This is a genomic window from Microbulbifer sp. SE14, from assembly GCF_059834885.1.
The window spans coordinates 1-22,611 of record NZ_JCBAJA010000044.1; the positions used below are offsets into that span (position 1 = coordinate 1).

Below are 22,611 nucleotides of genomic sequence, written 5' to 3' on the forward strand. Positions count from 1 at the left end.
GAGCCTGGAGTTGCTGTTCGAGATCTTTGTTGTCCATTGTTCTGCTCATGGTATCCTCCGGTGCAGAGTACGGGGGCATGAGCAGTTACACAATTTAATTTACAGTCTCTCCAAAAGCCCGCCATTGCGGGCTTTTGTTTCTTATTCTCATCCTGACGCAAAAATCCCTCGAACTGATCTCCATCTAGTAACTAAACTCACTTGCCATTACAAACCTTCAGGGAGAGAGCGATGAGCGAGGATCTGATTTTCTACACCAACCCCCAGTCCCGCGGCCGCATAGTGCGCTGGATGCTCGAGGAAGTGGGTGTTCCCTATAAGACGGAGGTGCTGGAGTACGGCACAACGATGAAAGCCCCCGAGTACCTGGCCATCAACCCGATGGGCAAGGTGCCGGCAATCAAACACAGTGGCAGGGTGGTGACCGAAGGGGCGGCCATTTGCGCCTACCTCGCCGATGTATTTCCCGAGGCTGGGCTACTGCCGCAGACTGCGGAAGAAAAGGCGAACTACTACCGCTGGTTTTTCTTTGCCGCGGCACCGCTGGAGTCAGCGCTGACCAACAAGAGCGTGTTCAAGGAGGAGCCGGAGGCCGAGAAGCAGATGATGCTGGGCTACGGCAACTACCAGAACACCCTGGATACCCTGTCCATCGCGGTAAAGGCCAACCCCTTTATCGCCGGCGACCGCTTCACCGCTGCCGACGTCTATGTGGGCTCCCATGTTGGCTGGGGCATGCAGTTCGGCACCCTGGAGAAACGCCCTGAGTATGTCGACTATTTTGCGCGGCTGCAGGAGCGCCCGGCTATCAAGCGCGCCGCCGAACTTGACGATGCTCTGGTCGAGGAGAAGAGCGAGGCCTGATTCCGCACATAGTTCGCACAACAAAAAAGGCCGGCAGATGCTCTCTGCCGGCCTTTTTGTTTCCTGGAGATTTTCGGTGTCAGTGCACCCAGTGGTGCCGCTCCATCTTCTCCTGAATTGCCTCGGCGGTCGGCGCCGGCATGGCGCTGATCGGCAGGCGCTCGTGGAAGAAGGCCAGGCGATCCTCGCTGTCCAGCTCGTTCATCGTCTCTGCCTCGAAGACGCGGCCGTTGATCACCGTGTAGCTGATGTTTTCCGATTGGCGCAGGTCCTCGAGCGGGTTGCCGTCGACGACGATCAGGTCCGCCAGCTTGCCCGCCTCGATGCTGCCGATGTCCCCATCCATACCCAGGTAGCGGGCGCCGTCGATGGTGCCGGCGCGGAAGGCCTCCCAGGGGGTGAAACCGCCCTGCTCCATCATCCACAGCTCCCAGTGGGCGCCGAGGCCCTCGCGCTGGCCGTGGGCGCCGATATGTACGGTCACGCCCTTATCGCGCAGCTGCTTGGCGTGCCTGGCCACGTTGATGTGGTTGTAGTGGGCGTCCGGCGCCGTCGGGCGGCGGATGGAGCGCGGGTTGACGATAAAGTCCGGGGTGAAGCGGGTCAGGCGCCGGTTCTTCCACACCTCGGTGCGGTCGTACCAATACTCCTCACCCCAGAGACCGCCGTAGGCGACCACGAAGGTGGGCGTGTAGCCGACCTTGGTCTGGCTCCACAGCTGCTCCACGTCCGCGTAGACATTGGCGATCGGCAGCGAGTGCTCCACACCGGTGTGGCCGTCGACGATCATGTTCATATTGTGCTGGTACTTGCCGCCGCCCTCGGGCACCACCATGATCCCCTGCTCGCGGGCCGCCTGCAGTACCTGCTGGCGCTGTTCGCGGCGCGGCTGGTTGTAGCTCTTCACCGAAATCGCACCCATTTCCTTCAGGCGGCCCACATGGAACTGGGCGTCCTCCAGGGAGTTGATCTTGGCCTTGTAGCCGGGTCCCTTGGCGCCGTAGAGGATGGTGCCGGTGGAGAAGATGCGCGGCCCGGTGATGATGCCGGCCTTCTGCATCTCCGCCGCGGAGAAGATCTCGCTGCTGTCGTTGGACGGGTCGTGGATGGTGGTCACGCCGAAGGCCAGGCTGGAGAATAGGTTCCAGTTCTGCTGCGGGATTATCTCCTCGCGGCCCTGGGCGCCGTGGGCGTGGGCGTCGATCAGGCCCGGCAGCACCGTCTTGCCGCTGACGTCGATGCGCTTGGCGCCGGCGGGGATCTGCACCTGATCCGCCGGGCCCACCGCGACAATGCGGTTGCCGCGGAAGACCACGGTGCCGCTTTCAATGATTTCCTGTGACTTCTCCGCGTCGCGCATCGTGACCACCCTGCCGCCGGTCAGTGCGACGAGCTTGCCGTGGTTCTCGAAGCGCTGGCTGAAGCTCAGGTCTATGCCCTCGGCCACCGGCTTCGGCAGTTTCTCGGGCGCGTCGGCGACAAAGGCGAAGGCGTCCTTCAATTGCCGCTCGTACAGCTTGGGTCCGTGGGCCCAGCCGAGGGTGGCGCTGTCGGCGGACCAGTGCAGGTTCTCGCCGGCGCGGGCGGACACCTGGGTCACCGCCACCGCCTTGGCGTCGGGGCCTATGGCCTCGGACTTGCCGGTGTGCATAAAGGGCGCCACATAGGCCTTGAAGTCCTGGGTGAATGCCACCCAGCGGCCGTCCGGGGACAGGCGGAAGGAGGTGATCTCGGTGCCGTGCAGGTGCTCGCGCTCGTCCTTGCCGTCGGTGTCGACGCTCTTCAGCACCCGCTTGTTGTCGCCGTAGTCGGAGAAATAGATGCGCCCGCCGTCGGCGCCGAAGTGGGGCTCGAAGCCGGACTTGACGACGCGGCGCTGCCAGTCGCCGCCCGCGTCCGCCAGGTAGATGCCCGGCTCCAGGGAGTACTCCGGGCTCAGCAGGTAGCCGCCGGTAAAGCGGCGGAAGGCGACTGTGTCACCGCTCGGCGAGAAGGTCGGCTCCACGTACAGGCCCGGCTGGCGGGTGATGTTCCTGCCGCGGCCGTTGCGGGCGGAGACCACGCGCACATGGCCGAGTTTCTCATCGTCCCAGGTCACATAGGTGATCTGGCGGCCGTCGCGGGACCAGCTGGGATAGAACTCGAAGTGGTCGTCCTGGCGGGTCAGGCGGCGGCGCTCGCCGCTGTCCACGTCCTGGATATAGATTTTGCCCAGGGCCTGGAAGGCGATCTGTTCGCCGTCCGGGGATTTCTGCGCCCAGCGGATCATCTTCACGTCAAATTCTTCCGGCGCCACCTCCACCGGGAAGCGCACAGCCTCGGCCACCTGCTTGTCGACGCTGATATGGGCGGTGATCTGCTCGACTTCGCTGCCATCGGCGGCGATATGCAGGAATTTGCCGCCAGTCCAGACGACCAGAGACTCGCCATCCGGCATCCAGTCGTACTGCACATAGTTGCCGTGGGAGCCGAAGATCTCCTGCAGGTCCCGCTCGAGCCCCGAGTAGATGGGGGTTTCCAGGCCGGTCTCCAGGTCCTTCACGAACAGCGAGGTGTTGAAGTCCTGGCGGCGGATAAAGGCCAGTTGTTTGCCGTCCGGGGACGGCACCGGCGCCACGGCACCGCCGGGACCGGAGACGAAGGTCTCCTCCTTGCCATCCTGCAGGTCGTAACGGTTGATGGCGAAGATCTGCTGGGTGGAATTCCTGTTGTACTCGAACACCGTGCCCGGGGTGGTATCGATCGAGTAGTAGACATAGCGGCCGTCGGTCGAGAAGGCCGGGTCGGCGATATTCTTCTGCGCGATCTCGCCGCCGATGCGCTCCTTCAACTGGCGCCCTTCGCCGCCGCCGTGGTGGTACATCCAGATCTCGCCGGCGGGGATGCTGCGCCCGGACATAAAGCCCTTGCGCGCGACTATATAGAGGCCGTCCGGGCTCCAGTTCGGCGAGTGCACCAGGTTTTCCTTCTCGTGGGTCAACTGGCGCAGGTTGTCGCCGTTGCGATCCATGACCCAGATATTGTCGGCGCCGTCGCGATCGCTGATAAAGACGATGGACTCGCCGTCGGGGCTGAAGCGCGGCTGCATATTCCAGGCGATCTCGTTGGTCAGCGCCCTGGCCTCGCCGCCGGACACCGGCACCTCGTAGATATCGCCGAGCATGTCGAAAAGGATGGTCTCGCCGTCCGGGCTGATATCCAGGTTGCTCCAGGTGGTCTCCCTGGTATCCAGCCGGATCGGCTTGAATTCGTAGGGGGGCTTGTTGACGTCCCAGGGTTCGGCCTTCTCTTGGTCCAGCTTCTCATCCGCCGCTGCCGCTTCGGTTTCGGTCATGGCGCCCAGGGGCAGGGCCAGTGCCAGCGCGGACAGCGCCAGCAGCCGCCCGCGGAATCTTGTCTGCTTGATTGTCGTCATTAAAGGATCCTTGCGCCGCGCCTTGTGAGCCGGCGGTTGTCCGATTTGTTATTGGTAGGGTTCGAATGCAACTGGTTGATTTTGCGCACATTAAACTACCGGGCTGGCGCCTGGGCGGCAATCCCATTGCGTCGAATCCCCGACTATCGTGATGAATCGAGGTACGCTTGAGTTCACGAAAGTGAATGGCCACAATGCCCGCACTTTATCCACTCCAACCAGTTTCAGGCCCAGTATGACCATCGATGTTGTGATCCTCGCCGCCGGCAAAGGCACCCGCATGCGCTCCGACCTGCCCAAGGTACTGCACCCCATTGGCGGTGTGCCCATGCTGGGGCGGGTCATAGACGCCGCCAAGCAGCTGGGGGAGCTGGAGATCACCGTGGTCATCGGGCACGGCGCAGAACTGGTGCGCGAGCGCTTCGCCGACAGCGGGGTCAAGTTCGTCGAGCAGACGGAGCAGCTGGGCACCGGCCACGCGGTGGCCCAGGCGATCCCAAATTTCCGCAGGGGTTCCACGGTGCTGGTGCTCTACGGCGACGTGCCGCTGGTGAAGAGCGGTACATTGCAGTCGCTGCTGTCCGCGTCGGACAAGGGTCCCGCGCTGCTATCGGTGGAGATGGCCAACCCGGCGGGCTACGGCCGCATAGTGCGCGACGACGCCGGCCGCGTGCTGGCCATCGTCGAGGAAAAGGACGCCGACGCGGATACCCTCGCCATCCGCGAAGTGAACACCGGCATACTGGCCGCTCCCTCGGATCTGCTGTCCCGCTGGCTGCCGGAGCTGTCCAACGACAACGCCCAGGGCGAGTACTACCTGACCGACGTGATCGCGCGCTCCGTCAGCGAAAATATCCCGGTGACCGGCGTGCGCTGCCCGGACCCGATCGAAGTGGCCGGCGTCAACAGCCGCGCCCAGCAGGCACAGCTGGAGCGCGCCTTGCAGCATGGCCGCGCCCTGGCGCTGATGAACGCCGGCGTGACCCTGCTGGATCCGGCGCGCATCGACGTGCGCGGCAACCTGGAGTGCGACACCGATGTGTCCATCGATATCAACTGCGTCTTCGAAGGCGAAGTGGTGCTGGGCAAGGGGGTGCAGATAGGCCCCAACTGCTGGCTTAAGAACTGCCGCCTGGCGGATGGCACCCGCGTCGAGGCCAACTCGGTGATCGAGGACGCCGAGGTGGGCGAGGCTTGCACCATAGGCCCCTTCGCGCGGCTGCGCCCGGGCACCCAACTGGCGGACGGCGCCAAGGTGGGCAACTTCGTGGAGACCAAGAAGGCCCGGATAGGCCGCGGCAGCAAGGTCAACCACCTGTCCTATGTCGGCGATGCGATCGTCGGCGACGGTGTCAATATCGGCGCCGGCACCATCACCTGCAACTACGACGGTGTCAACAAATCGGTGACCGAAATCGGCGACGGCGCCTTTATCGGCTCCAACACCGCGCTGGTGGCGCCTGTAACCGTCGGCGCCGGGGCGACCGTCGGCGCCGGTTCCACCATCACCCGCGAAGTGGGCACTGACGAACTGGCGGTGGCCCGCGGCAAACAGCGCAATATCTCCGGCTGGCAGCGACCTACCAAAAAGACCTGATCCAAGGGGCGAGCCTTGTGTTCGCCCTGATTGGAAGTGGCACAGAGCCTGAGGCCTGTGGATAACTTCGCATCGACACCAATACGTGCCACCCTTCGCCATCCGCCCCATCAATTACACTCTTTGCATCGGAAAGAGGGAAATCCCCGATGCACAAACCCAGAATGCACCTGCTCGCCTCCTTCGATGTTGCCAGTCTGCAGTATCTCGACGAACAGGGCCGCGCCACCCAGGAACTGCCGGACTTCGCCACCCCGGACACACTGCTGGCCCTCTACCGGCAGATGGCACTGGCGCGGCTGGTGGACGACCGCGCGGTAAAGCTGCAGCGCACCGGTCAGTTGGGCACCTACCCGTCCAGCCTCGGCCAGGAGGCGATCGGTGTCGGCGTCGGCGGCGCCCTGGAAAAGGACGACATCTACTGCCCCTACTACCGCGAGACCGGCGCCCTGTTGGAGCGCGGTGTGGAAATCGAGGAGATACTCGCCGTCTGGGGCGGCGACGAGCGCGGCCAGGACTTCCGGCACGCCCGCCGCGACCTGCCGCTGTGCATCCCCATCGCCACCCAGTTGCTGCACGCTGCCGGCGTGGCCTTCGCCCTCAAGTACAAACAGGAACAATTGGACGAGCCGCCGCGGGTGGCGGTGACCTGCGCCGGCGACGGCGCTACCTCCCGGGGCGACTTCCACGAGGCCATGAACCTGGCCGGCGTGTGGCGGCTGCCGCTGGTATGCGTGATCAACAACAATCAGTGGGCCATCTCGGTGCCACGCACTGCGCAGACGGCATCGAAGACTATCGCCCAGAAGGCCATAGCCGCCGGTATCCCCGGCCTGCAGGTGGACGGCAACGACGTGATTGCGGTGCGCGCGGCGGTAACCGATGCGGTGGCGCGCGCCCGCAACGGCGAGGGCCCGACCCTGATCGAGGCCACCTGCTATCGCCTCTGCGACCACACCACCGCCGACGACGCCGGCCGCTACCAGCCCAAGGACGAAGTCGAAGCCGCCTGGCAGCTGGAACCGCTGGCGCGCCTGGGCAATTACCTGCGCGGCGAACAGCTGTGGAGCGACGAGCAGGAGGGGGAACTGCAGCGGGAACTGGCGGAGGTAATGGAACGCGAGCTGCAGGCCTTCGCCGACAGGCCCAAAGACAGGCCCACCGCCATCTTCGACCACCTCTACGCCGAGCTGCCGGAGGCCTTTTTCGAGCAGTACGATCAACTGGGCCAGTTGGGGGAAAGGAACCGCTGATGACGGAGATCACGCTGGTGCAGGCGGTCACCCAAGCCCTGGCCCACGCGCTGCGCGAGGACCCGCGGGTACTGGTGTTCGGCCAGGATGTGGGCGTCAACGGCGGCGTCTTCCGCGCCACCGACGGCCTGCAGAAGGAATTCGGCGCCGAGCGGGTACTGGACACGCCCCTGGCGGAAAACATGATCGCCGGCATCGCCGTGGGCATGGCCGCCCAGGGGCTGCGGCCGGTGGCCGAGTTCCAGTTTATGGGTTTTATCTACCCGGGCCTGGACCAGATACTCAGCCACGCCGCCCGCTTCCGCAACCGCACCCGCGGGCGCCTGTCCTGCCCGGTCGTCTACCGCGCCCCCTATGGCGGCGGCATACACGCGCCGGAACACCACTCCGAGAGCACAGAGGCGATATTCGCCCATATTCCCGGCCTGCGCGTTGTGGTGCCCTCCTCCCCGGCCCGCGCCTACGGCCTGCTGCTGGCGGCCATCCGCGACCCGGACCCGGTGATCTTCCTCGAGCCGAAGCGCATCTACCGCGCGGTCAAGCAGGAGGTGCCGGACAGCGGCGAGGCGCTGCCGCTGGACCGCTGCTTCGTGCTGCGCGAGGGCTCGGACATCACCCTGATCTCCTGGGGGGCCTCGCTGAAGGAGACGCTGCAGGTGGCGGACGAGCTGGCCGAGGAGGGCATAGAGGCCGAGGTGCTGGACCCGGCCACACTGAAGCCGCTGGATATCCACGGCATCATCGACTCCCTGGAGAAGACCCGCCGCTGCGTCGTGATCCACGAGGCGGCGCGCTTCGGCGGCCTGGGCGCGGAGATAGTCGCGCAGATCAATGACTACGCCTTCGACCTGCTGGACGCGCCGGTGCAGCGGGTCACCGGCTACGACACGGTGATGCCCTACTACCGGCTGGAGAACGACTATCTGCCGGGCGTCGAGCGGATACTGGCCGGCGCCCGTGCCGCGCTGGAGTATCCGGACGGGGGGCGGCAATGAAGATCTTCAAACTGCCGGACCTGGGCGAGGGGCTGCCGGACGCGGTGATCCGCGAGTGGCATGTCGCGGAGGGCGACAGCGTCGCCGCCCACCAGACCCTGGTCACCGTCGAGACCGCCAAGGCCCTGGTGGATGTGCCGGCTCCCTGGGGCGGCACCGTGGAAAAACTCTTCGCCGCCGAGGAGGAAACCGTCCAGGTCGGCCAGCCGCTGGTCGGCTTCGCCGAAGATGTAGGAGCGGTCCGGCCGGGAGCGGCCGTTGGCCGCGATCGGACCCAAAAAGAAGAGAAACCGACCGACGCCGGCACAGTCGTCGGCAAGATCCAGCAGACCGGCGAAGTCCTGGGCGCGGAAATAGCCCCCACGGAACTCCCCCGCCGCCTCGCCACCCCGTCGGTGCGGGCCCTGGCCCGCCGCCTGGGCGTGGACCTGACAGAACTGAAACCCGCGGGTGACCGCTTTACCTTTGAGGAGGTGCGCGCCGCGGCCGGGCGCAAGCCCGAAGCGGAAAAGCGCGAAAAGCCGCCGACGAAACCCTCGGCCCCGGAAGTGTCACCGGCCCGCCGCGCCATGGCCCTGGCCATGAGCCGCGCCCGCGATGAGGTCGCGCCGATGACCCTGTGCGACCAGGTGGATATCTCCGCCTGGTGGGGCGAGGAGTCCGCCACCCTGCGCCTGATCCGCGCCATGCAGCAGGCCTGCGAGGCGGAGCCAAACCTGAACGCCCTCTACGAGGAGGATCAGTTGAGCCCGTCTGAGACCGTCAACATAGGCCTGGCGGTGGACTCCCCTCGCGGTCTTTATGTCCCCGTGCTGAGGGACGTGGCCGCGCGCTCCGACGGTGAGCTGTTGCAGCAGATAGAAGACTACAAGGAACAGGCCCGCGAGAGCGGTATCGCCCGGCGGGACCTGCAGGGCGCCACCATACTGCTGTCCAACTTCGGCGCCATGGCTGGCCGCTACGCGACGCCGGTGGTATTGCCGCCGACGGTGGCCATAGTCGGCGCCGGCCGGACCTTCGAGGGCGTGGTCGCGGTAGACGACAAACCCGCTGTGCGCCCCCTGCTCCCCCTGTCCATCAGCGCCGACCACCGCGCCGTCACCGGCGGCGAGCTGGCGCGCTTCCTGAAGGCATTGATGGGCTCCCTGTCTTCGTAGGGTGCGCCGTACGCACTACTTACCGAGCTGGTGCGCATGGCGCACCCAACGATCAAACCCACCTCAATATCCTCCAACCCGCCCGAACCGGGTGCCATCCCGAAACACGGGCGAACACAAGATTCGTTCCAGTCGCTCCAGGTATTCGCGGCGCCTTCGGCCCCTACGGAATTTCAGTGGGAATTTCGCTTTCACTTTGCTATCCTTAAGTTTCAAATCGAAACTTAAGCGATCATGTCCAAACGCAATACCCAGCAACGCCGCCACCAGATTCTGGCCCTGCTCAACGAGGCCGGCGAGGCCAGTGTGGAACAACTGGCACGCCAGTTCGAAACCTCCGAAGTTACGATTCGCAAGGATCTGACCGCGATGGAGAACCACGGCCTGCTGCTGCGCCGCCATGGCGGCGCCATACCGGTGCCGCGGGAACTGGTGGTCGAGGAGGCGCCCTCCGAGGTCAAGCGCGCCATAGGCCGCGCCGCGGCGGCGCTGATCCCGGACCACCACCGCATAGTGATCGATTACGGCCGCACCACCGCGGCCATGATCCCGGAGCTGGAGCGCAAGCGCGGCCTGGTGGTGATGACCAACTCGCTGCATGTGGCCAACGCCCTGCGCGAACTGGAGAACGAGCCCACCCTGCTGATGACCGGTGGCACCTGGGACCCGCACTTCGAGGCCTTCCAGGGCCAGGTGGCGGAGCAGGTGCTGCGCGGTTACGACTTCGACCGAGCATTTATCGGCGCCGATGGCATAGACCTGGAGCGCGGCACCTGCACCTTCAATGAGCAGATAGGCCTGTCGCGGGTGATGGCCGAGGTGGCGCGCGAGGTGGTGGTGCTGGCGGAATCCAGCAAGGTAGGCAGGCGCATCCCCAACCTGGAGCTGTCCTGGGAGCAGGTGGACACCCTGGTGACCGACAGCGGCCTGGACGGCGACACGCGGGTGCAGCTGGAGGCACTGGGCGTGCGGGTTGTCTGCGCGGAAGTGAGTACTAACACCTAGTCCGGCCCTTTAGCGGTACGGACTGGCGTTACATTTTTTGTAATCCGTAGGGTGGATAAGCGCAGCGCATCCACCAGTTTTCGAGGTAGGAAATTATGTGTGGAATTGTTGGCGCGCTGGCCCAGCGCAATGTGAATGAAATCCTGCTGGAGGGGCTGCGGCGCCTGGAGTATCGTGGCTACGACTCCGCCGGCGTCTGCCTGCTGGACGGCGACCGCCAGCTGCAACTGCGCAAGAGCCAGGGCAAAGTCGCCGACCTGGAGTCGCGCCTGGCCGCTGATCCCGCCGCCGGCCGCCTGGGCATAGCCCACACCCGCTGGGCCACCCACGGCGTGCCCTCGGACGAGAACGCCCACCCGCACATGTCGGGCCAGATCGCCCTGGTGCACAACGGCATTATCGAGAACTACCAGTCCCTGCGCGCCGAGTTGCAGGACAAGGGCTACCAGTTCGCCTCGGACACCGACACCGAGGTGGTGGTCCACCTGATCCACTCCCTGACCTCCGAGGGCCGCAATCTGCTGGCCGCCGTCACCGCTGCCACCGAGGTGCTCGAGGGGGCCTATGCCCTGGGTGTGATCAGCGCAGAGGAGCCGGAGGTGCTGGTCTGCGCCAGATCCGGCAGTCCGCTGGTGGTGGGCGTCGGTATCGAGGAAAACTTTATCGCCTCGGATCCGATGGCCCTGCGCCAGGTAACCGACCGCTTTATCTTCCTCGAGGAGGGGGACGTGGCCGAGATCACCCTCGGGGGCATCGCCGTTCGCGACGGGCAGGGCGAGGAGGTCAGCCGCCCGGTGCACAAGCTGAACGGCGGTCACGACGCCGCCGACAAGGGCCGCTACCGGCACTATATGCAGAAGGAGATCTTCGAGCAGCCGAAGGTTGTGGAGGCCACCATGGCCGGCCGTATCGGGGAAAAGTCGGTTCTCTCCGAAGCCCTCGGCGCCCGTGCCCACGAGATACTGCCGGAAGTGAAACAGGTGCAGATAGTTGCCTGCGGCACCAGCTACCACGCTGGCCTGGTGGCCCGCTACTGGCTGGAGGACTGGGCCGGCATCCCCTGCTCCGTCGAGGTGGCCAGCGAGATCCGCTACCGCAGGACCGCCGTGCGCCCCGGCACCCTGTTCGTGACCATCTCCCAGTCCGGCGAGACCGCCGACACCCTGGCGGCGCTGCGCCAGGCGAAGGAGCTGGGCTACCTGGCCTCGTTGACCATCTGCAACGTGCCCAACAGCTCCCTGGTGCGGGAATCCGAACTGTCGCTGATGACCGAGGCCGGCCCCGAGATAGGTGTCGCCTCCACCAAGGCTTTCACCACCCAGCTGGTCGCGCTGCAGCTCTTCTGTATCGCCCTGGCCAAGGTCAACGGCCTGGGCGCGGAGCGCGAGGCGCAACTGGTTGGCGCCCTGCACCGGCTGCCCGCACTGATGGAGCAGTTCACCGGCCTCGACAGGCTGGTGCAGGACACCAGCGAGGCCTTTGCCGAGAAACACCACGCGCTCTTCCTCGGCCGCGGCGTCGAGTACCCGATCGCGTTGGAAGGGGCGCTGAAGCTGAAGGAGATCTCCTATATCCACGCCGAGGCCTACCCGGCCGGTGAGCTGAAGCACGGCCCGCTGGCGCTGGTGGACGCGGACATGCCGGTGATCGTCGTCGCGCCCAACGACGAGCTGTTGGAAAAGCTGAAATCCAACCTGCAGGAAGTGCGCGCCCGCGGCGGCCAGCTGTTCGTCTTCGCCAGTCCCGAGGCCGGCTTCACCAGTGAGCCGGGTTTGACAGTGGTGGAGGTGCCGGACGCGCCGGAGAGCCTGCACCCGATCCTCTACACGGTGCCCCTGCAGCTGCTCAGCTACCATGTGGCGCTGCTGAAGGGCACCGACGTGGACCAGCCGCGCAACCTGGCCAAGTCGGTGACCGTGGAGTAAATTCCTGCCAGCTCCATTCAAAGGCCGCCACTGGGCGGCCTTTTTCATATCTGGCAGCAGCTTCTGCGGACAGGCTTCTTTGGCGCTCTCTCTCCCACACCGCTCTGATGTCGTGCTATAACCAGCCTTCCGCGGTATCGACGATGAGAGGATCGGCCCATGACCACCGCAGAAAAAACCGGAAAAACGACGGATACGAACGACGCGGTGCTGAACGGCGACGTCAGCATGCTGCTCGGTGAACCGTCGCTGCCGGCGGAGCAGGTGCGCCAGGAGCGCAAGAAAAAGCTCACTGCCGCCTTCCGCCTGTTCGGCAAGTTCGGCTTCGACGAGGGAGTCGCCGGCCACATCACCGTGCGCGACCCGGAGCTGGAGGACCACTTCTGGGTCAACCCGATGGGGGTGTCCTTCAAGCTGCTGAAGATGTCGCAGCTGTTGCTGGTCAACCACAAAGGCGAGGTGGTCGAGGGGGACGGCTACCTGAACGGCGCCGCCTTCACCATCCACTCGCATATCCACCGGATGCGCCCGGATGTGGTGGCCGCCGCCCACGCCCACTCCCTGTACGGCAAGGCCTGGTCCTCCCTCGGCCGTTTGCTGGACCCCATCACCCAGGACGCCTGCGCCTTCTTCGGTGATCACGGCCTGCTGGATACCTTTTCCGGCGTGGTGCTGGAGATGGGCGAAGGCGAGACGCTGGCCCGCGCACTGGGAAACAAAAAGGCGCTGATACTGCAGAACCACGGCCTGCTGACCGTCGGCAAGACGGTGGACGAGGCCGCATGGTGGTATATCACCATGGAGCGCAGCTGCCAGGCGCAGCTGCTGGCCGAGGCCGCCGGCGATCCAATCCTGATCGAGCCGGAAGTGGCGATACGCACCCGCGCAGTGGTGGGTACCGAACTGGCGGGACTCTTCAGCTTCCAACCGCTATATAACGTGATCTGCGCCGAACAGCCGGATATGTTCGAGTAGGTAGAGGGGGCCGGTCGTCACAGGCCGGGTTTGCTGGGCTCCTCCCAGTAGTGATCCAGGTGCAGGTCCTTGTCGCGCCTGTCCTCCCGCAGTGCCTGCAGCAGCTGTTCGCGGTAGATCTTCGTCTGCGCGATATGCTGGGATTCGTCGCGCCAGTAGGGGAACAGGGATTCCAGCATGCGCTGGTCGTGCTGCTTGAACTTGCGCGCCGCGCGCCTGGCCTGCAGCCGGCTCAGGCCCAGCAACTGCAGCGCGCACTCGCCGATGGACAGCGCCGAGTCCACCGTCTCGCGGAAGATGTATTGTACCCCCGCCTCCATCAGTGCGTACTGGTGCATGCGGTTGCGCGCCCGCGCCAGTATGGCCAGGTGGGGAAAGTGCTTGCGGATCTGCGCGACTATCTCCAGGGACGCCGCCTGGTCGCTCAGGGTCAGTATCACCAGTTTCGCGTTGTCGGCACCGGCGGCGTGCAGCAGGTCCTCGCGGGAGGCGTCGCCGTAGTAGGCCTGGATGCCATAGCGGCGCACCAGGTCCAGCTGTTCCGCGTTGCGCTCCAGCAGCGTGGTGTCGAAGCCGCAGGCGTTCAGCAGGCGCCCGGCGATCTGGCCGAAGCGGCCGTAGCCGATGATGATCACCGGCGAGCCCTGGTCCCGGGGCGACTCCTCCTCCGGCCCGGGCGCCTTGCCGCTGCGCAGGTAGCGGGGCATCACCCACTGTTCATAGATCAGCAGCAGTATCGGCGTCAGCGCCATCGACAGTGCGATCAGGGCCACCAGCAGGCTGCCGGTGTCACTTTCGAGCACCTGGTTCTGCACCGCGAAAGTGATCAGCACGAAGCCGAACTCCCCCGCCTGCGCCAGTGCCAAGGCGAACAGCCAGTTTTCGCCGCGGGCCATGCCGGTGAAGCGCGCGAGGGCGAACAGCACCGCGAACTTCACTGCCACCAGCAGCAGTACCAGCCCCAACAGCAGCAGGGGTTGGGCAGCCACCAATGCCAGGTCCAGGGTGGCGCCCACGGCGAGGAAAAAGAGCCCCAGCAGCAGGCCCTTGAACGGCTGTATATCCGCTTCCAGCTCGTGGCGGAACTCGCTCTCGGCCAGCATCACCCCGGCGAGAAAGGTGCCCAGCGCCGGCGATAGCTCCAGCCAGCTCATCGCCGCCGCCGAGGCCAGCACGATCAGCAGGGCGGTGGCGGTGAACAGCTCGCGGGTGCGGGCGCCGGCGACCACGCGCAGCAGTGGCCCGAGCAGGTAGCGGCCGGCGGCGATAAAGGCGGCGATGACCGCGACCACCGCCAGCGCGTAGCGCCAGCCGGTGAGCCCCTCATCGCCTGGGACCGGCAGTTCGCCGCCGGCCAGCAGCGGCAGCAGCGCCAGGATCGGGATCACCGCCATATCCTGCAGCAGCAGTACCGCAAAGGCACCCCGTCCGCCCTCGGTTTTCAACAGGCCTTTCTCGCTGAGGGACTGCAGCACTATGGCAGTGGAGGACAGTGCCAGAATCAGGCCTATGGCGATGGCGCCGCGCCAGCTGCGCCCGAACAGCAGCGCCAGCAGGGTGATGACCGCGGCGGTGACCAGCAGCTGCGCGCTGCCGGTGCCGAATATCTCGCGGCGCATCTGCCAGAGCTTGCGCGGCTGCAGTTCCAGGCCGATCAGGAACAGCATCATGGCCACGCCGAACTCGGCGATGTGCAGTTCCTCTTGGGCGTCGCCCACCCAGCCCAGCAGGTGCGGGCCGATCAGAACGCCGGCGAACAGGTAGCCGAGCACCGATCCCAGCCCCAGGCGCTTGGCCAGCGGTACCGAGACGACCGCCGCCGCCAGGTAGATCACCGCCTGCAGCAGGAAACTGTCGTGTTCCATCGAAATCCTTATTGATTGGTAACTCAAGTTTCGGAGTTCAGCTCGAGGTCAGGAAAACTCCCGGTGGCACTGCGCGCGGCCCTGCTGGCGGTGGTTACCTGGCAAATATTTACCGATGAGGTTTTTTGTCAGGTAACCACCGCCAGCAGGGCCGCTCGAAGCTGTCTCACCTGGGTGCTGCCAATCTCTGTGAACTCCGAAACTTGATTTGGTAAATACCCGCCCCCGCGGAGCAGTTGGATGGGTTATTGCCTGTCAGTATCTGTGGGGCACAGCTGGTCCGCCGCCTCCCGCGCCGCGTCCGCGTAGGGAACCAGCACCAGGTCCACGCCAGCTTTCTCGAAGGGTTCGGCGTCCCGGCGGTTGGCCACCGCCAGCGCCACTTTGCCCGGGTAGCCCTGGTGGCGCAATCCCTGCAGCAGGGTGCGGTTGATCGCCGGGTCGCGCAGGGTGCTCACCACCCAGTTCACCCGGGACAGCGGCAGCGAGGCGAGAAACTCCGGATCTTCCGCGTCCCCGTAGCGGGTGTCGAACCCCTCGCGGGCGTGGCGGCGCACAGCCTCGGGATCGAAGTCCACCGCCAGCAGGCGGCACTGCCGCTCGCGCAGGCTGCCGGCCACCGCCGCGCCGAAGCGCCCCAGGCCGAACAGCAGTATATCTACCCGTCCCTCGCCATCCACCAGCGCGTCTATCTCCCGGTGCGCCACCCGTCGCTCGAAGATCGAAAGCCAGGGGGCCAGTCGCTCGTACAGGGGATGTGAATAGAGAATCATGTAGGTGGAGGCGCTGATGGTGATCAGTCCCACCAGGGTGATCAAGCCCAGGGTCTCCTGGTTGATATGCCCGAGACTGACACCGAGCGCGGCCAGGATCAGCGAGAATTCGCTGATCTGTGCCACCGTGAGGCCGGCCAGGAAGCCGGTGCGCTTGCGGTAGCCCATGGAGCCCATGATCGCCATTACGATCAGCGGGTTGCCGACCAGCACGAACAGCGAGAACACCAGCGACGGCCCCAACTGGGCGCCCAGGGCGCCGAGGTCCAGGTTGGCGCCCAGTTCGATAAAGAAGAACAGCAGCAGGAAATCTCGCAGGCTCACCAGTCGCGCCGCCACCAGTTCGCGATAGGGGGAGGAGGCGATGGACACCCCGGCCAGGAAGGCCCCCACCTCCTGGCTGAAACCCAGCGCGTCGCCCGCGGCGGCGCCGAGCACCGCCCAGGCGATGGCGAACAGCATCAGCAGTTCCGGCGAGCGCGCCAGGCGATGCAGCAGCGGCGGCATCAGATAGCGAATCAGCAGCGCCAGTGCCAGTAGCATCAACAGGCCCTTGACCAGTACTTCCAGGGCCTCCCGCACCAGTTCTGCACCCTTGCCGGCCTGCCCCAGCGCAGTGAGGCCGATCATCACCAGCACCACCACTATGTCCTGCACGATCAGGAAACCCACCGCGATGCGCCCGTGCAGCGCGTCCACCTCCCGCTTGTCCGACAGCAGCTTGATGATGATGATGGTGCTGGAGAAGGTGAGCGCCACCGCCACGTAGAGTGCGGCGACGTGGGACAGGCCCAGCAGCAGCGCGATCAGGTAGCCCACCACCGAGGTGAACAGTACCTGTCCCAGGCCCGTGGCCAGGGCCACAGGCCCCAGGGTGCGGATGATATGCAGGTCCAGTTTCAGCCCCACCACGAACAGCAGCAGGGAGATGCCGAGGCGCGCGAACAACTCCACTTCGTCGGAGTGCACCACCCAGCCCAGCCCGGAGGGGCCGAGCAGGATACCCACCGCGATAAAGGCCACGATCAGTGGCTGGCGCAGTTTCTGCGCCAGGGCGCCCGCCAGTGCCGCCACTGCCAGCACCGCCGCCATCTGCACGAACACGGACGGCCACACGGTGCGCTACTCCCGCAACCGGGGCGCGGAGGTGGTGGTCGCAGCGGGAGTGACTGTCTGCAGCGGGAAACTGGCGTCTTCCATGATGGCTTACCGCTTTCCTGTCGGTGAATTTGCCGCTACCGGACCGGCTCCACCGCAGTCTCCGGCTCGGCGATATCGCGCGAGCGGCGGATCAGCGGCGCTATGGTGGAACCCTGCACCACGATCGAAAAGAGTACCACGCCGTAGGTCATCACCACCCACAGGTGGCGCAGGTCCTGGCCCTGGATCATTGCGTGGCCGGCGGGGATCGACATCGCCAGCGCCAGCGCCAGGCTGCCGCGCAGGCCGCCCCAGATCAGGATGCGCTCAGTATAGGGGTGGTAGCGGCGGAAGCGTTTCAGGATCGTAAAGGGCACAGTCACCGCCAGCGTGCGAGCCAGCAGCACTATGACGATGCCGGCAGCCATCAGCAGGTAGTCGAAGGGCCGCAGGTTGATGGTGATCAGGAAAAGGCCCACCAGCAGGAACAGCACGCCATTCATGAAGTCCTCGGTGATTTCCCAGAAGTTGTCCAACTCGTGCTGGCTCACCCGGGAGAAGCCAGTCTCGCGGGTGAAGTTGCCGATGATGATGCCGCTGACCACCATCGCCAGGGCGCCGGATACGCCGAGGATGTTGGCCAGGGAGAAGCCGGCGGTGGGGATCACCAGGGTCAGCATCAGTTCCAGGCTGTGGTTGCTGGTGGCGCCGATCAGCCAGTGGAAGAGGCCGCCAATCGCGAGCCCCAGCAGCACGCCGCCCAGCGCCTCCACCGCGAAAAGGTGCGCCACCGCCGGCAGTGTCGGCTCGCCGCCCTCGAAGGCCACCGCGTAGATTACCGCGAAGACCACTATGCCGAAGCCGTCGTTGAACAGGGACTCCCCCTCCACCTGAATCGACACCTGCTCCGGTGCCTTCAGGCTCTTGATGATCGCCAGCACCGCGATGGGGTCCGTCGGCGAGATAAGCGCGCCGAACAGAAGGCAGTAGACGAAGGCCACCGGCATACCCACCTGCTGCAGGAACCAATAGAGCAGCGCGCCGACTGCAAAGGTGGAGATCAATGTGCCGACCACCGCCAGCAGGCCTATCTCCAGGCGCTGGTTGCGCAGTGCCAGCAGGTCGATATGCAGGCTGCCGGCGAACAGCAGGAAGCCGAGCATACCCTTCAGCAGCAGGTCCTCCAGGTTCAGCAGCGGCAGCAGCTGGTCGGCCCAGGTGCGCAGCTCGACGATGCCCAGCTTGCCCAGGCCGATGACCAGCAGCGACAGCGCCAGGGAACCGGCGGTAATCGCGATGGTGGCCTGGGCGCGCAGCACATACTGGTTCAGGAAGCCGAGAAACACCGACACCGCGGCCAGGAAACAAAAGGTGTAATAGACTTCCATGCCGCTGGCGGGCTCCGTTACTGGGGATTGCTGGGAATATCGGACAACCTTGTGTAGGAGCGGCGGACGGCCGCCCCGCCGCTCCTACAGGGGGCTTAAAGCTATCTGTCAGTCGGTAAGCGTGCCGTTATTGTAGTCGCGCAGCGCCTGCTCGATTTCCTCGCGGCTGTTCATCACGAAGGGGCCGTAGTGGAAGACGGGTTCGCGCAGGGGCAGGCCGTGCAGGCACAGCAGGCCGGCTCCCTCTTTGTCCTGGGCGCGCAATTGTAGCGACTCGCCGGCGCCGTACAACAGCATATTGCCCCGCCCGATGGTGCCGCGCTCGGTCACCAGGGCCCCGCTGTAGACGAACACCAGCACACTGTGGTCCTGCGGCAACGGCAACTGCACTTCCGCGCCGGCAGCCAGGCGAATATCCGCCACCGCTGCCTCGGCGGCCGCGTCGGTCAGCGGCGCCCTCCTCTCCTCGCCACCGACTGTCCACAGGCCCGCGATCAGGCGGACCAGTGAGCCCTGACTGTCCAGGGCCAGTTCCGGAATCTCCGCCGACTGGATATCGCGCCAAATGGGTTTGCCCATCTTGTCGGCGGCGGCCATATTGATCCACAGCTGGAAGCCGTGCATACCTCCCTCGCCCTGCGTCGGCATCTCCGAGTGAATGATGCCACGCCCGGCGCGCATCCACTGGGCACCGCCGGTGGAAACGGCGCCGCGGTTGCCCAGGTGATCCCGGTGCTCGAACTCGCCGCTCAGCATATAGGTCAGCGTCTCTATGCCGCGGTGGGGGTGCGGCGGAAAGCCGGCGATATAGTCGTCGGCACTCTCGGAGCGGATCTCGTCCAGCATCAGGAAGGGGCTGAAATCCGGGCTGTCGAAACCGGCCACCCGCTGTATTTTGACGCCGGCGCCGTCGGCGGAAGCTGTGCTTCCGACGCCTCGCACCAGGGGGCGGGCGCCGGGCAGTCGTTCATAAGCTTGCATAAACACCTCCATTCGTGCGTTTGTCCGCAGTATAGGCCGATGATTTCGATTAAAAATGGTAAAAAATAGCTGCTTTAATTCGAATCCTTAGTTAGGTTGCACTATATAAGATCCCGCAACCACGAAAATTCACAAAGAATGCAAGGGGAGTGCAAATGGCCAAGGTAACCCTGGAACAGTGGCGCATGTTTCAGTCGGTGGTGGAGTACGGCGGCTTCTCCCAGGCGGCGGAGGCGGTGCACAAGAGCCAGTCATCCATCAACCACGCGGTGCACAAGCTGCAGGAGAGCCTCGGCGTCCCGCTGCTGGAGGTGCGCGGGCGCAAGGCGGAGCTGACCGACGCCGGGCGCATACTGCTGGCCCGCGCCGGTGGCCTGCTGAACGAGGCCGAGGCACTGGAGTCGGTAGCGGCCAGCCTCGCCAGCGGCGAGGAGGCGACGCTGACCCTGGCTGTGGATGTGATCTTCGATTACGAGTGCCTGTTCAATGCCATAGAGCGCTTCGCCGAAGAGTTTCCCCACACCCGCCTGGAGGTGCGCGAGACGGTGCTGTCCGGCGCCGAGGAGTTGCTGTTGCAGCAGCAGGCGGACTTCATCCTCAGCGCGCGGGTGCCCCAGGGTTTCGTCGGCGAGCCGGTGGCCAGGGTGCGCTTCGTACCGGTGGCCCACCCCCGCCACCCATTGCACCAGCTGGGGCGGCCGGTGGCGCGCAAGGACCTGAAGGCCTGCCGGCAGATAGTGCTGCGGGACTCGGCGATCAGGAACCGCCAGGACTCCGGCTGGCTGGGTTCCGACCAGCGCATCACCGTCACCAATATGCAGACGTCGGTGGAGCTTATCGAGCGCGGCCTGGGCTTCGCCTGGCTGCCGGAGACACGCATCCGCGAATCCCTGTCCGCCGACCGGCTGCTGCCGCTGCCCACCGAAGAGCCCTGGGAGCGGGATGTCACCGTCTATCTCGTCTACGCCGACATCGACCGCTCCGGCCCCGCGGCCGCCTACCTGATCGATGTGCTGCGCAGCGGGCTGGGCCCACTGGAATAAGTTTCCAAAAAACCGGAGATTTTTCGCGAATTTTTGCGGTTTTTTCGCCAATTATTGAGACTAAACTGATCGCAGTTTCACTATCGTTTACGGACTGATCCAAAGCGAGGGTTCAGCGATGACCAATGGTATCTACTGCGATCTCACCAAACTGCTCGGCCGGGCCTTGATGTCGCTGATGTTTATCAGCGCCGGCTGGAACAAGATCGGTGGCTACGCCGACACCCAGGCCTACATGGAGTCCGCCGGCGTGCCCGGCATACTGCTGCCACTGGTTATCCTGGTGGAGCTGGGCGGCGGTCTGGCGGTACTGCTCGGCTTCTTCACCCGCTGGGCCGCACTGGCGCTGGCCCTCTTCAGCCTCGCCAGCGCTGTCCTCTTCCACTACGTGCCGGACGACCAGATGCAGATGATCAACTTTATGAAGAACATCACCATCGCCGGTGGCTTCCTGATACTGGCCTGCGCCGGGGCCGGCAGGGCGAGCCTGGATCACCGGTTGCGCGGCAAGTAGCGCCCCTTGTTGGCGCGGGCCCGGCCCGCGCCTCTTCGATGACTTCACGCATGTCAGGAGATCGCCATGGGCCTACTGGTCAATGGCCAGTGGCAGGACCGCTGGTACGACACCGAAAAGAGTGACGGCGAGTTCGTGCGCGAGGCGGCCAAGCTGCGCAACTGGATTACCGCCGACGGCAGCCCTGGTCCCAGCGGCGAGGGCGGCTTCGAGGCGGCCAGGGGCCGCTACCACCTGTATGTGTCCCTGGCCTGCCCCTGGGCTCACCGCACCCTGATCTTCCGCAAGCTGAAGGGGCTGGAGGACACCATCGGTGTGTCGGTAGTAAGTCCTTACATGCTGGAACACGGCTGGACTTTTGACACCGGCGAGGGTTCGAGCGGCGACGCCCTCTACGATTCCGATTATCTCTACCAGCTGTATCTCAGGAACAAGGCCGACTACAGCGGCCGCGTCACAGTGCCACTGCTGTGGGACAGGGAGCGGGAGCGCGTGGTCAGCAACGAGTCGTCGGAGATCATCCGCATGTTCAACAGCGCCTTCGACGGCCTGACCGGCAACGGCGACGACTACTACCCCGAGGCGCTGCGCGGCGATATCGATGCAACCAACGATATCGTCTACGAAAATATCAACAACGGCGTCTATCGTGCCGGCTTCGCGACCTCCCAGGAGGCCTACGAACATGCCTACGAGCGGCTCTTCGGCACCCTGGAACAGCTGGAACGGCGCCTCGGCAACAACCGCTACCTGTGCGGCGACCGCATCACCGAGGCGGACTGGCGACTGTTCACGACCCTAATCCGCTTCGATGCCGTCTACCACGGCCACTTCAAGTGCAACAGGCAGCGGCTGGCGGACTACCCGAACCTGTGGGGCTATCTGCGTGAACTCTACCAGTGGCCCGGCGTCGCCGATACGGTGGATTTCCACCATATCAAGACCCACTACTACGCCAGCCACGCCAATATCAATCCTACCGGCATAGTGCCGAAGGGACCGGAACTGGACTACTCTGCGCCCCATCATCGCGGCTAGTCTGTTTGTGGCCCCGTTTTTGGATGGAGGCTTCCTATACTTCAGGTCACCTGTCAGCGTCATTTCGGAGAAACCCTGTGAAACTCTTCTATGCCCCTGGTGCCTGTTCCCTGTCCCCCCATATCGTCGCCCTGGAGGCGGGGCTGGATATCGAGCTCTGCAAGGTGGACTTGAAGAGCCACAAAACCGAGAGCGGCGCCGACTTCTACGATTTCAATCCCAAGGGCTATGTGCCGACGCTGCAACTGGAGGGCGGCGAGCTGCTCACCGAGGGGCCGGCCATAGTGCTGTTCATGGCCGAACAGAAGCCCGACGCCGGCCTGGCGCCGGAGATCGGCAGCCTGGACCGCTACCGCACCTACGAGTGGCTGAACTTTATTTCCACCGAGCTGCACAAGGCCTTCGCCCCGCTGTTCGGTGATATCAGTGAAGAGGAAAAGGAGGCGACCAAGAAGCGCATCCGCAAACGCTTCGATTATGTGGAGAGCAGCCTCGACAGCGACTACCTGCTCGGCGACGACTTCAGTGTCGCCGATGCCTATCTGTTCACCATCGCCAGCTGGCTGAAAAACTTCGACATAGACACGTCCAAGTGGCCGAAACTGCAGGCCTTCCAAAAGCGGATGGCAGAGCGCCCGGCGGTGCAACAGGCGCTGCGCGAGGAGGGACTGCAGGAAACCTAG

The 22,611-nt window shown here is 64.9% G+C and carries 17 protein-coding genes; 12 read left to right on the forward strand and 5 right to left on the reverse strand.

Annotation, left to right across the window (positions count from 1 at the left end; genetic code table 11):
* The first annotated feature begins 231 nt into the window (after nt 1-231).
* Nucleotides 232-864 (forward strand): glutathione S-transferase family protein, encoded by a 633-nt coding sequence (locus AC6R19_RS21390; RefSeq protein ID WP_500581914.1) that lies wholly within the window; start codon nt 232-234, stop codon nt 862-864.
* A gap of 79 nt (nt 865-943) precedes the next feature.
* Here the strand turns inward: AC6R19_RS21390 and AC6R19_RS21395 are convergent, their stop codons facing one another.
* Complete coding sequence (locus tag AC6R19_RS21395) at nt 944-4,279, reverse strand: amidohydrolase family protein (RefSeq protein WP_500581915.1); 3,336 nt, start codon at nt 4,277-4,279, stop codon at nt 944-946.
* A gap of 235 nt (nt 4,280-4,514) precedes the next feature.
* Between AC6R19_RS21395 and glmU the strand changes: the two genes are divergently transcribed.
* From glmU to AC6R19_RS21430, 7 genes are all read left to right on the forward strand, one after another.
* Nucleotides 4,515-5,876: a bifunctional UDP-N-acetylglucosamine diphosphorylase/glucosamine-1-phosphate N-acetyltransferase GlmU gene (gene glmU, locus AC6R19_RS21400; protein ID WP_500581916.1), complete on the forward strand. Its 1,362-nt coding sequence runs from the start codon at nt 4,515-4,517 to the stop codon at nt 5,874-5,876.
* A 149-nt stretch (nt 5,877-6,025) separates the two neighbouring features.
* Complete coding sequence (gene pdhA / locus AC6R19_RS21405) at nt 6,026-7,129, forward strand: pyruvate dehydrogenase (acetyl-transferring) E1 component subunit alpha (protein WP_500581917.1); 1,104 nt, start codon at nt 6,026-6,028, stop codon at nt 7,127-7,129.
* A complete protein-coding gene (locus AC6R19_RS21410; RefSeq protein WP_500581918.1) occupies nt 7,129-8,124 on the forward strand; it encodes an alpha-ketoacid dehydrogenase subunit beta in 996 nt (331 codons plus the stop codon). The genes pdhA and AC6R19_RS21410 overlap by 1 nt, the downstream gene beginning before the upstream one ends.
* Nucleotides 8,121-9,281 carry a dihydrolipoamide acetyltransferase family protein gene (locus AC6R19_RS21415; protein ID WP_500581919.1) on the forward strand — a complete coding sequence of 387 codons (1,161 nt, stop codon included), beginning with the start codon at nt 8,121-8,123 and terminating at the stop codon, nt 9,279-9,281. Before AC6R19_RS21410 ends, AC6R19_RS21415 begins: the two co-directional genes overlap by 4 nt.
* Nucleotides 9,282-9,515: 234 nt before the next feature.
* Nucleotides 9,516-10,286, forward strand: a complete 771-nt coding sequence (locus AC6R19_RS21420; RefSeq protein WP_500581920.1) for a DeoR/GlpR family DNA-binding transcription regulator — start codon at nt 9,516-9,518, stop codon at nt 10,284-10,286.
* A 95-nt stretch (nt 10,287-10,381) separates the two neighbouring features.
* Complete coding sequence (gene glmS / locus AC6R19_RS21425; RefSeq protein ID WP_500581921.1) at nt 10,382-12,211, forward strand: glutamine--fructose-6-phosphate transaminase (isomerizing); 1,830 nt, start codon at nt 10,382-10,384, stop codon at nt 12,209-12,211.
* A gap of 159 nt (nt 12,212-12,370) precedes the next feature.
* The gene (locus AC6R19_RS21430; RefSeq protein WP_500581922.1) at nt 12,371-13,186 is read left to right on the forward strand and encodes a class II aldolase/adducin family protein; all 816 of its coding nucleotides are present in this window, start codon (nt 12,371-12,373) and stop codon (nt 13,184-13,186) included.
* A gap of 17 nt (nt 13,187-13,203) precedes the next feature.
* Here the strand turns inward: AC6R19_RS21430 and AC6R19_RS21435 are convergent, their stop codons facing one another.
* The 4 genes from AC6R19_RS21435 to AC6R19_RS21450 all read right to left on the reverse strand — a co-directional run bounded on the left by AC6R19_RS21435 (nt 13,204) and on the right by AC6R19_RS21450 (nt 19,333).
* Nucleotides 13,204-15,051: a monovalent cation:proton antiporter-2 (CPA2) family protein gene (locus AC6R19_RS21435; RefSeq protein ID WP_500581923.1), complete on the reverse strand. Its 1,848-nt coding sequence runs from the start codon at nt 15,049-15,051 to the stop codon at nt 13,204-13,206.
* A gap of 245 nt (nt 15,052-15,296) precedes the next feature.
* Nucleotides 15,297-16,940 carry a cation:proton antiporter gene (locus AC6R19_RS21440; RefSeq protein ID WP_500581924.1) on the reverse strand — a complete coding sequence of 548 codons (1,644 nt, stop codon included), beginning with the start codon at nt 16,938-16,940 and terminating at the stop codon, nt 15,297-15,299.
* A gap of 119 nt (nt 16,941-17,059) precedes the next feature.
* Nucleotides 17,060-18,352, reverse strand: coding sequence for a cation:proton antiporter (locus AC6R19_RS21445; RefSeq protein ID WP_500581925.1), 1,293 nt, complete (start codon nt 18,350-18,352; stop codon nt 17,060-17,062).
* Between the two features lie 108 nt (nt 18,353-18,460).
* A complete protein-coding gene (locus AC6R19_RS21450) occupies nt 18,461-19,333 on the reverse strand; it encodes a pirin family protein (RefSeq protein ID WP_500581926.1) in 873 nt (290 codons plus the stop codon).
* A 155-nt stretch (nt 19,334-19,488) separates the two neighbouring features.
* Here AC6R19_RS21450 and AC6R19_RS21455 point away from each other — a divergent pair, with 155 nt between their 5' ends.
* From AC6R19_RS21455 to gstA, 4 genes are all read left to right on the forward strand, one after another.
* Nucleotides 19,489-20,376 (forward strand): LysR family transcriptional regulator, encoded by an 888-nt coding sequence (locus AC6R19_RS21455; RefSeq protein ID WP_500581927.1) that lies wholly within the window; start codon nt 19,489-19,491, stop codon nt 20,374-20,376.
* Between the two features lie 118 nt (nt 20,377-20,494).
* Entirely contained in the window at nt 20,495-20,890 is a 396-nt protein-coding gene (locus tag AC6R19_RS21460) for a DoxX family protein (RefSeq protein ID WP_500581928.1), read from the forward strand.
* A gap of 66 nt (nt 20,891-20,956) precedes the next feature.
* Entirely contained in the window at nt 20,957-21,928 is a 972-nt protein-coding gene (locus AC6R19_RS21465) for a glutathione S-transferase family protein (RefSeq protein WP_500581929.1), read from the forward strand.
* Between the two features lie 77 nt (nt 21,929-22,005).
* Entirely contained in the window at nt 22,006-22,611 is a 606-nt protein-coding gene (gene gstA, locus AC6R19_RS21470) for a glutathione transferase GstA (protein WP_500581930.1), read from the forward strand.

Excerpts from the sequence above, each read along its gene's own strand:
- AC6R19_RS21430 (WP_500581922.1), top strand. The coding sequence starts at position 12,371 with ATGACCACCGCAGAAAAAACCGGAAAAACGACGGATACGAACGACGCG.
- AC6R19_RS21450 (WP_500581926.1), bottom strand. The coding sequence starts at position 19,333 with ATGCAAGCTTATGAACGACTGCCCGGCGCCCGCCCCCTGGTGCGAGGC.
- glmS (WP_500581921.1), top strand. The coding sequence starts at position 10,382 with ATGTGTGGAATTGTTGGCGCGCTGGCCCAGCGCAATGTGAATGAAATC.
- AC6R19_RS21390 (WP_500581914.1), top strand. The coding sequence starts at position 232 with ATGAGCGAGGATCTGATTTTCTACACCAACCCCCAGTCCCGCGGCCGC.
- AC6R19_RS21460 (WP_500581928.1), top strand. The coding sequence starts at position 20,495 with ATGACCAATGGTATCTACTGCGATCTCACCAAACTGCTCGGCCGGGCC.
- AC6R19_RS21445 (WP_500581925.1), bottom strand. The coding sequence starts at position 18,352 with ATGGAAGTCTATTACACCTTTTGTTTCCTGGCCGCGGTGTCGGTGTTT.
- AC6R19_RS21410 (WP_500581918.1), top strand. The coding sequence starts at position 7,129 with ATGACGGAGATCACGCTGGTGCAGGCGGTCACCCAAGCCCTGGCCCAC.
- AC6R19_RS21465 (WP_500581929.1), top strand. The coding sequence starts at position 20,957 with ATGGGCCTACTGGTCAATGGCCAGTGGCAGGACCGCTGGTACGACACC.
- glmU (WP_500581916.1), top strand. The coding sequence starts at position 4,515 with ATGACCATCGATGTTGTGATCCTCGCCGCCGGCAAAGGCACCCGCATG.
- AC6R19_RS21420 (WP_500581920.1), top strand. The coding sequence starts at position 9,516 with ATGTCCAAACGCAATACCCAGCAACGCCGCCACCAGATTCTGGCCCTG.
- AC6R19_RS21455 (WP_500581927.1), top strand. The coding sequence starts at position 19,489 with ATGGCCAAGGTAACCCTGGAACAGTGGCGCATGTTTCAGTCGGTGGTG.
- pdhA (WP_500581917.1), top strand. The coding sequence starts at position 6,026 with ATGCACAAACCCAGAATGCACCTGCTCGCCTCCTTCGATGTTGCCAGT.
- AC6R19_RS21435 (WP_500581923.1), bottom strand. The coding sequence starts at position 15,051 with ATGGAACACGACAGTTTCCTGCTGCAGGCGGTGATCTACCTGGCGGCG.
- AC6R19_RS21395 (WP_500581915.1), bottom strand. The coding sequence starts at position 4,279 with ATGACGACAATCAAGCAGACAAGATTCCGCGGGCGGCTGCTGGCGCTG.
- AC6R19_RS21415 (WP_500581919.1), top strand. The coding sequence starts at position 8,121 with ATGAAGATCTTCAAACTGCCGGACCTGGGCGAGGGGCTGCCGGACGCG.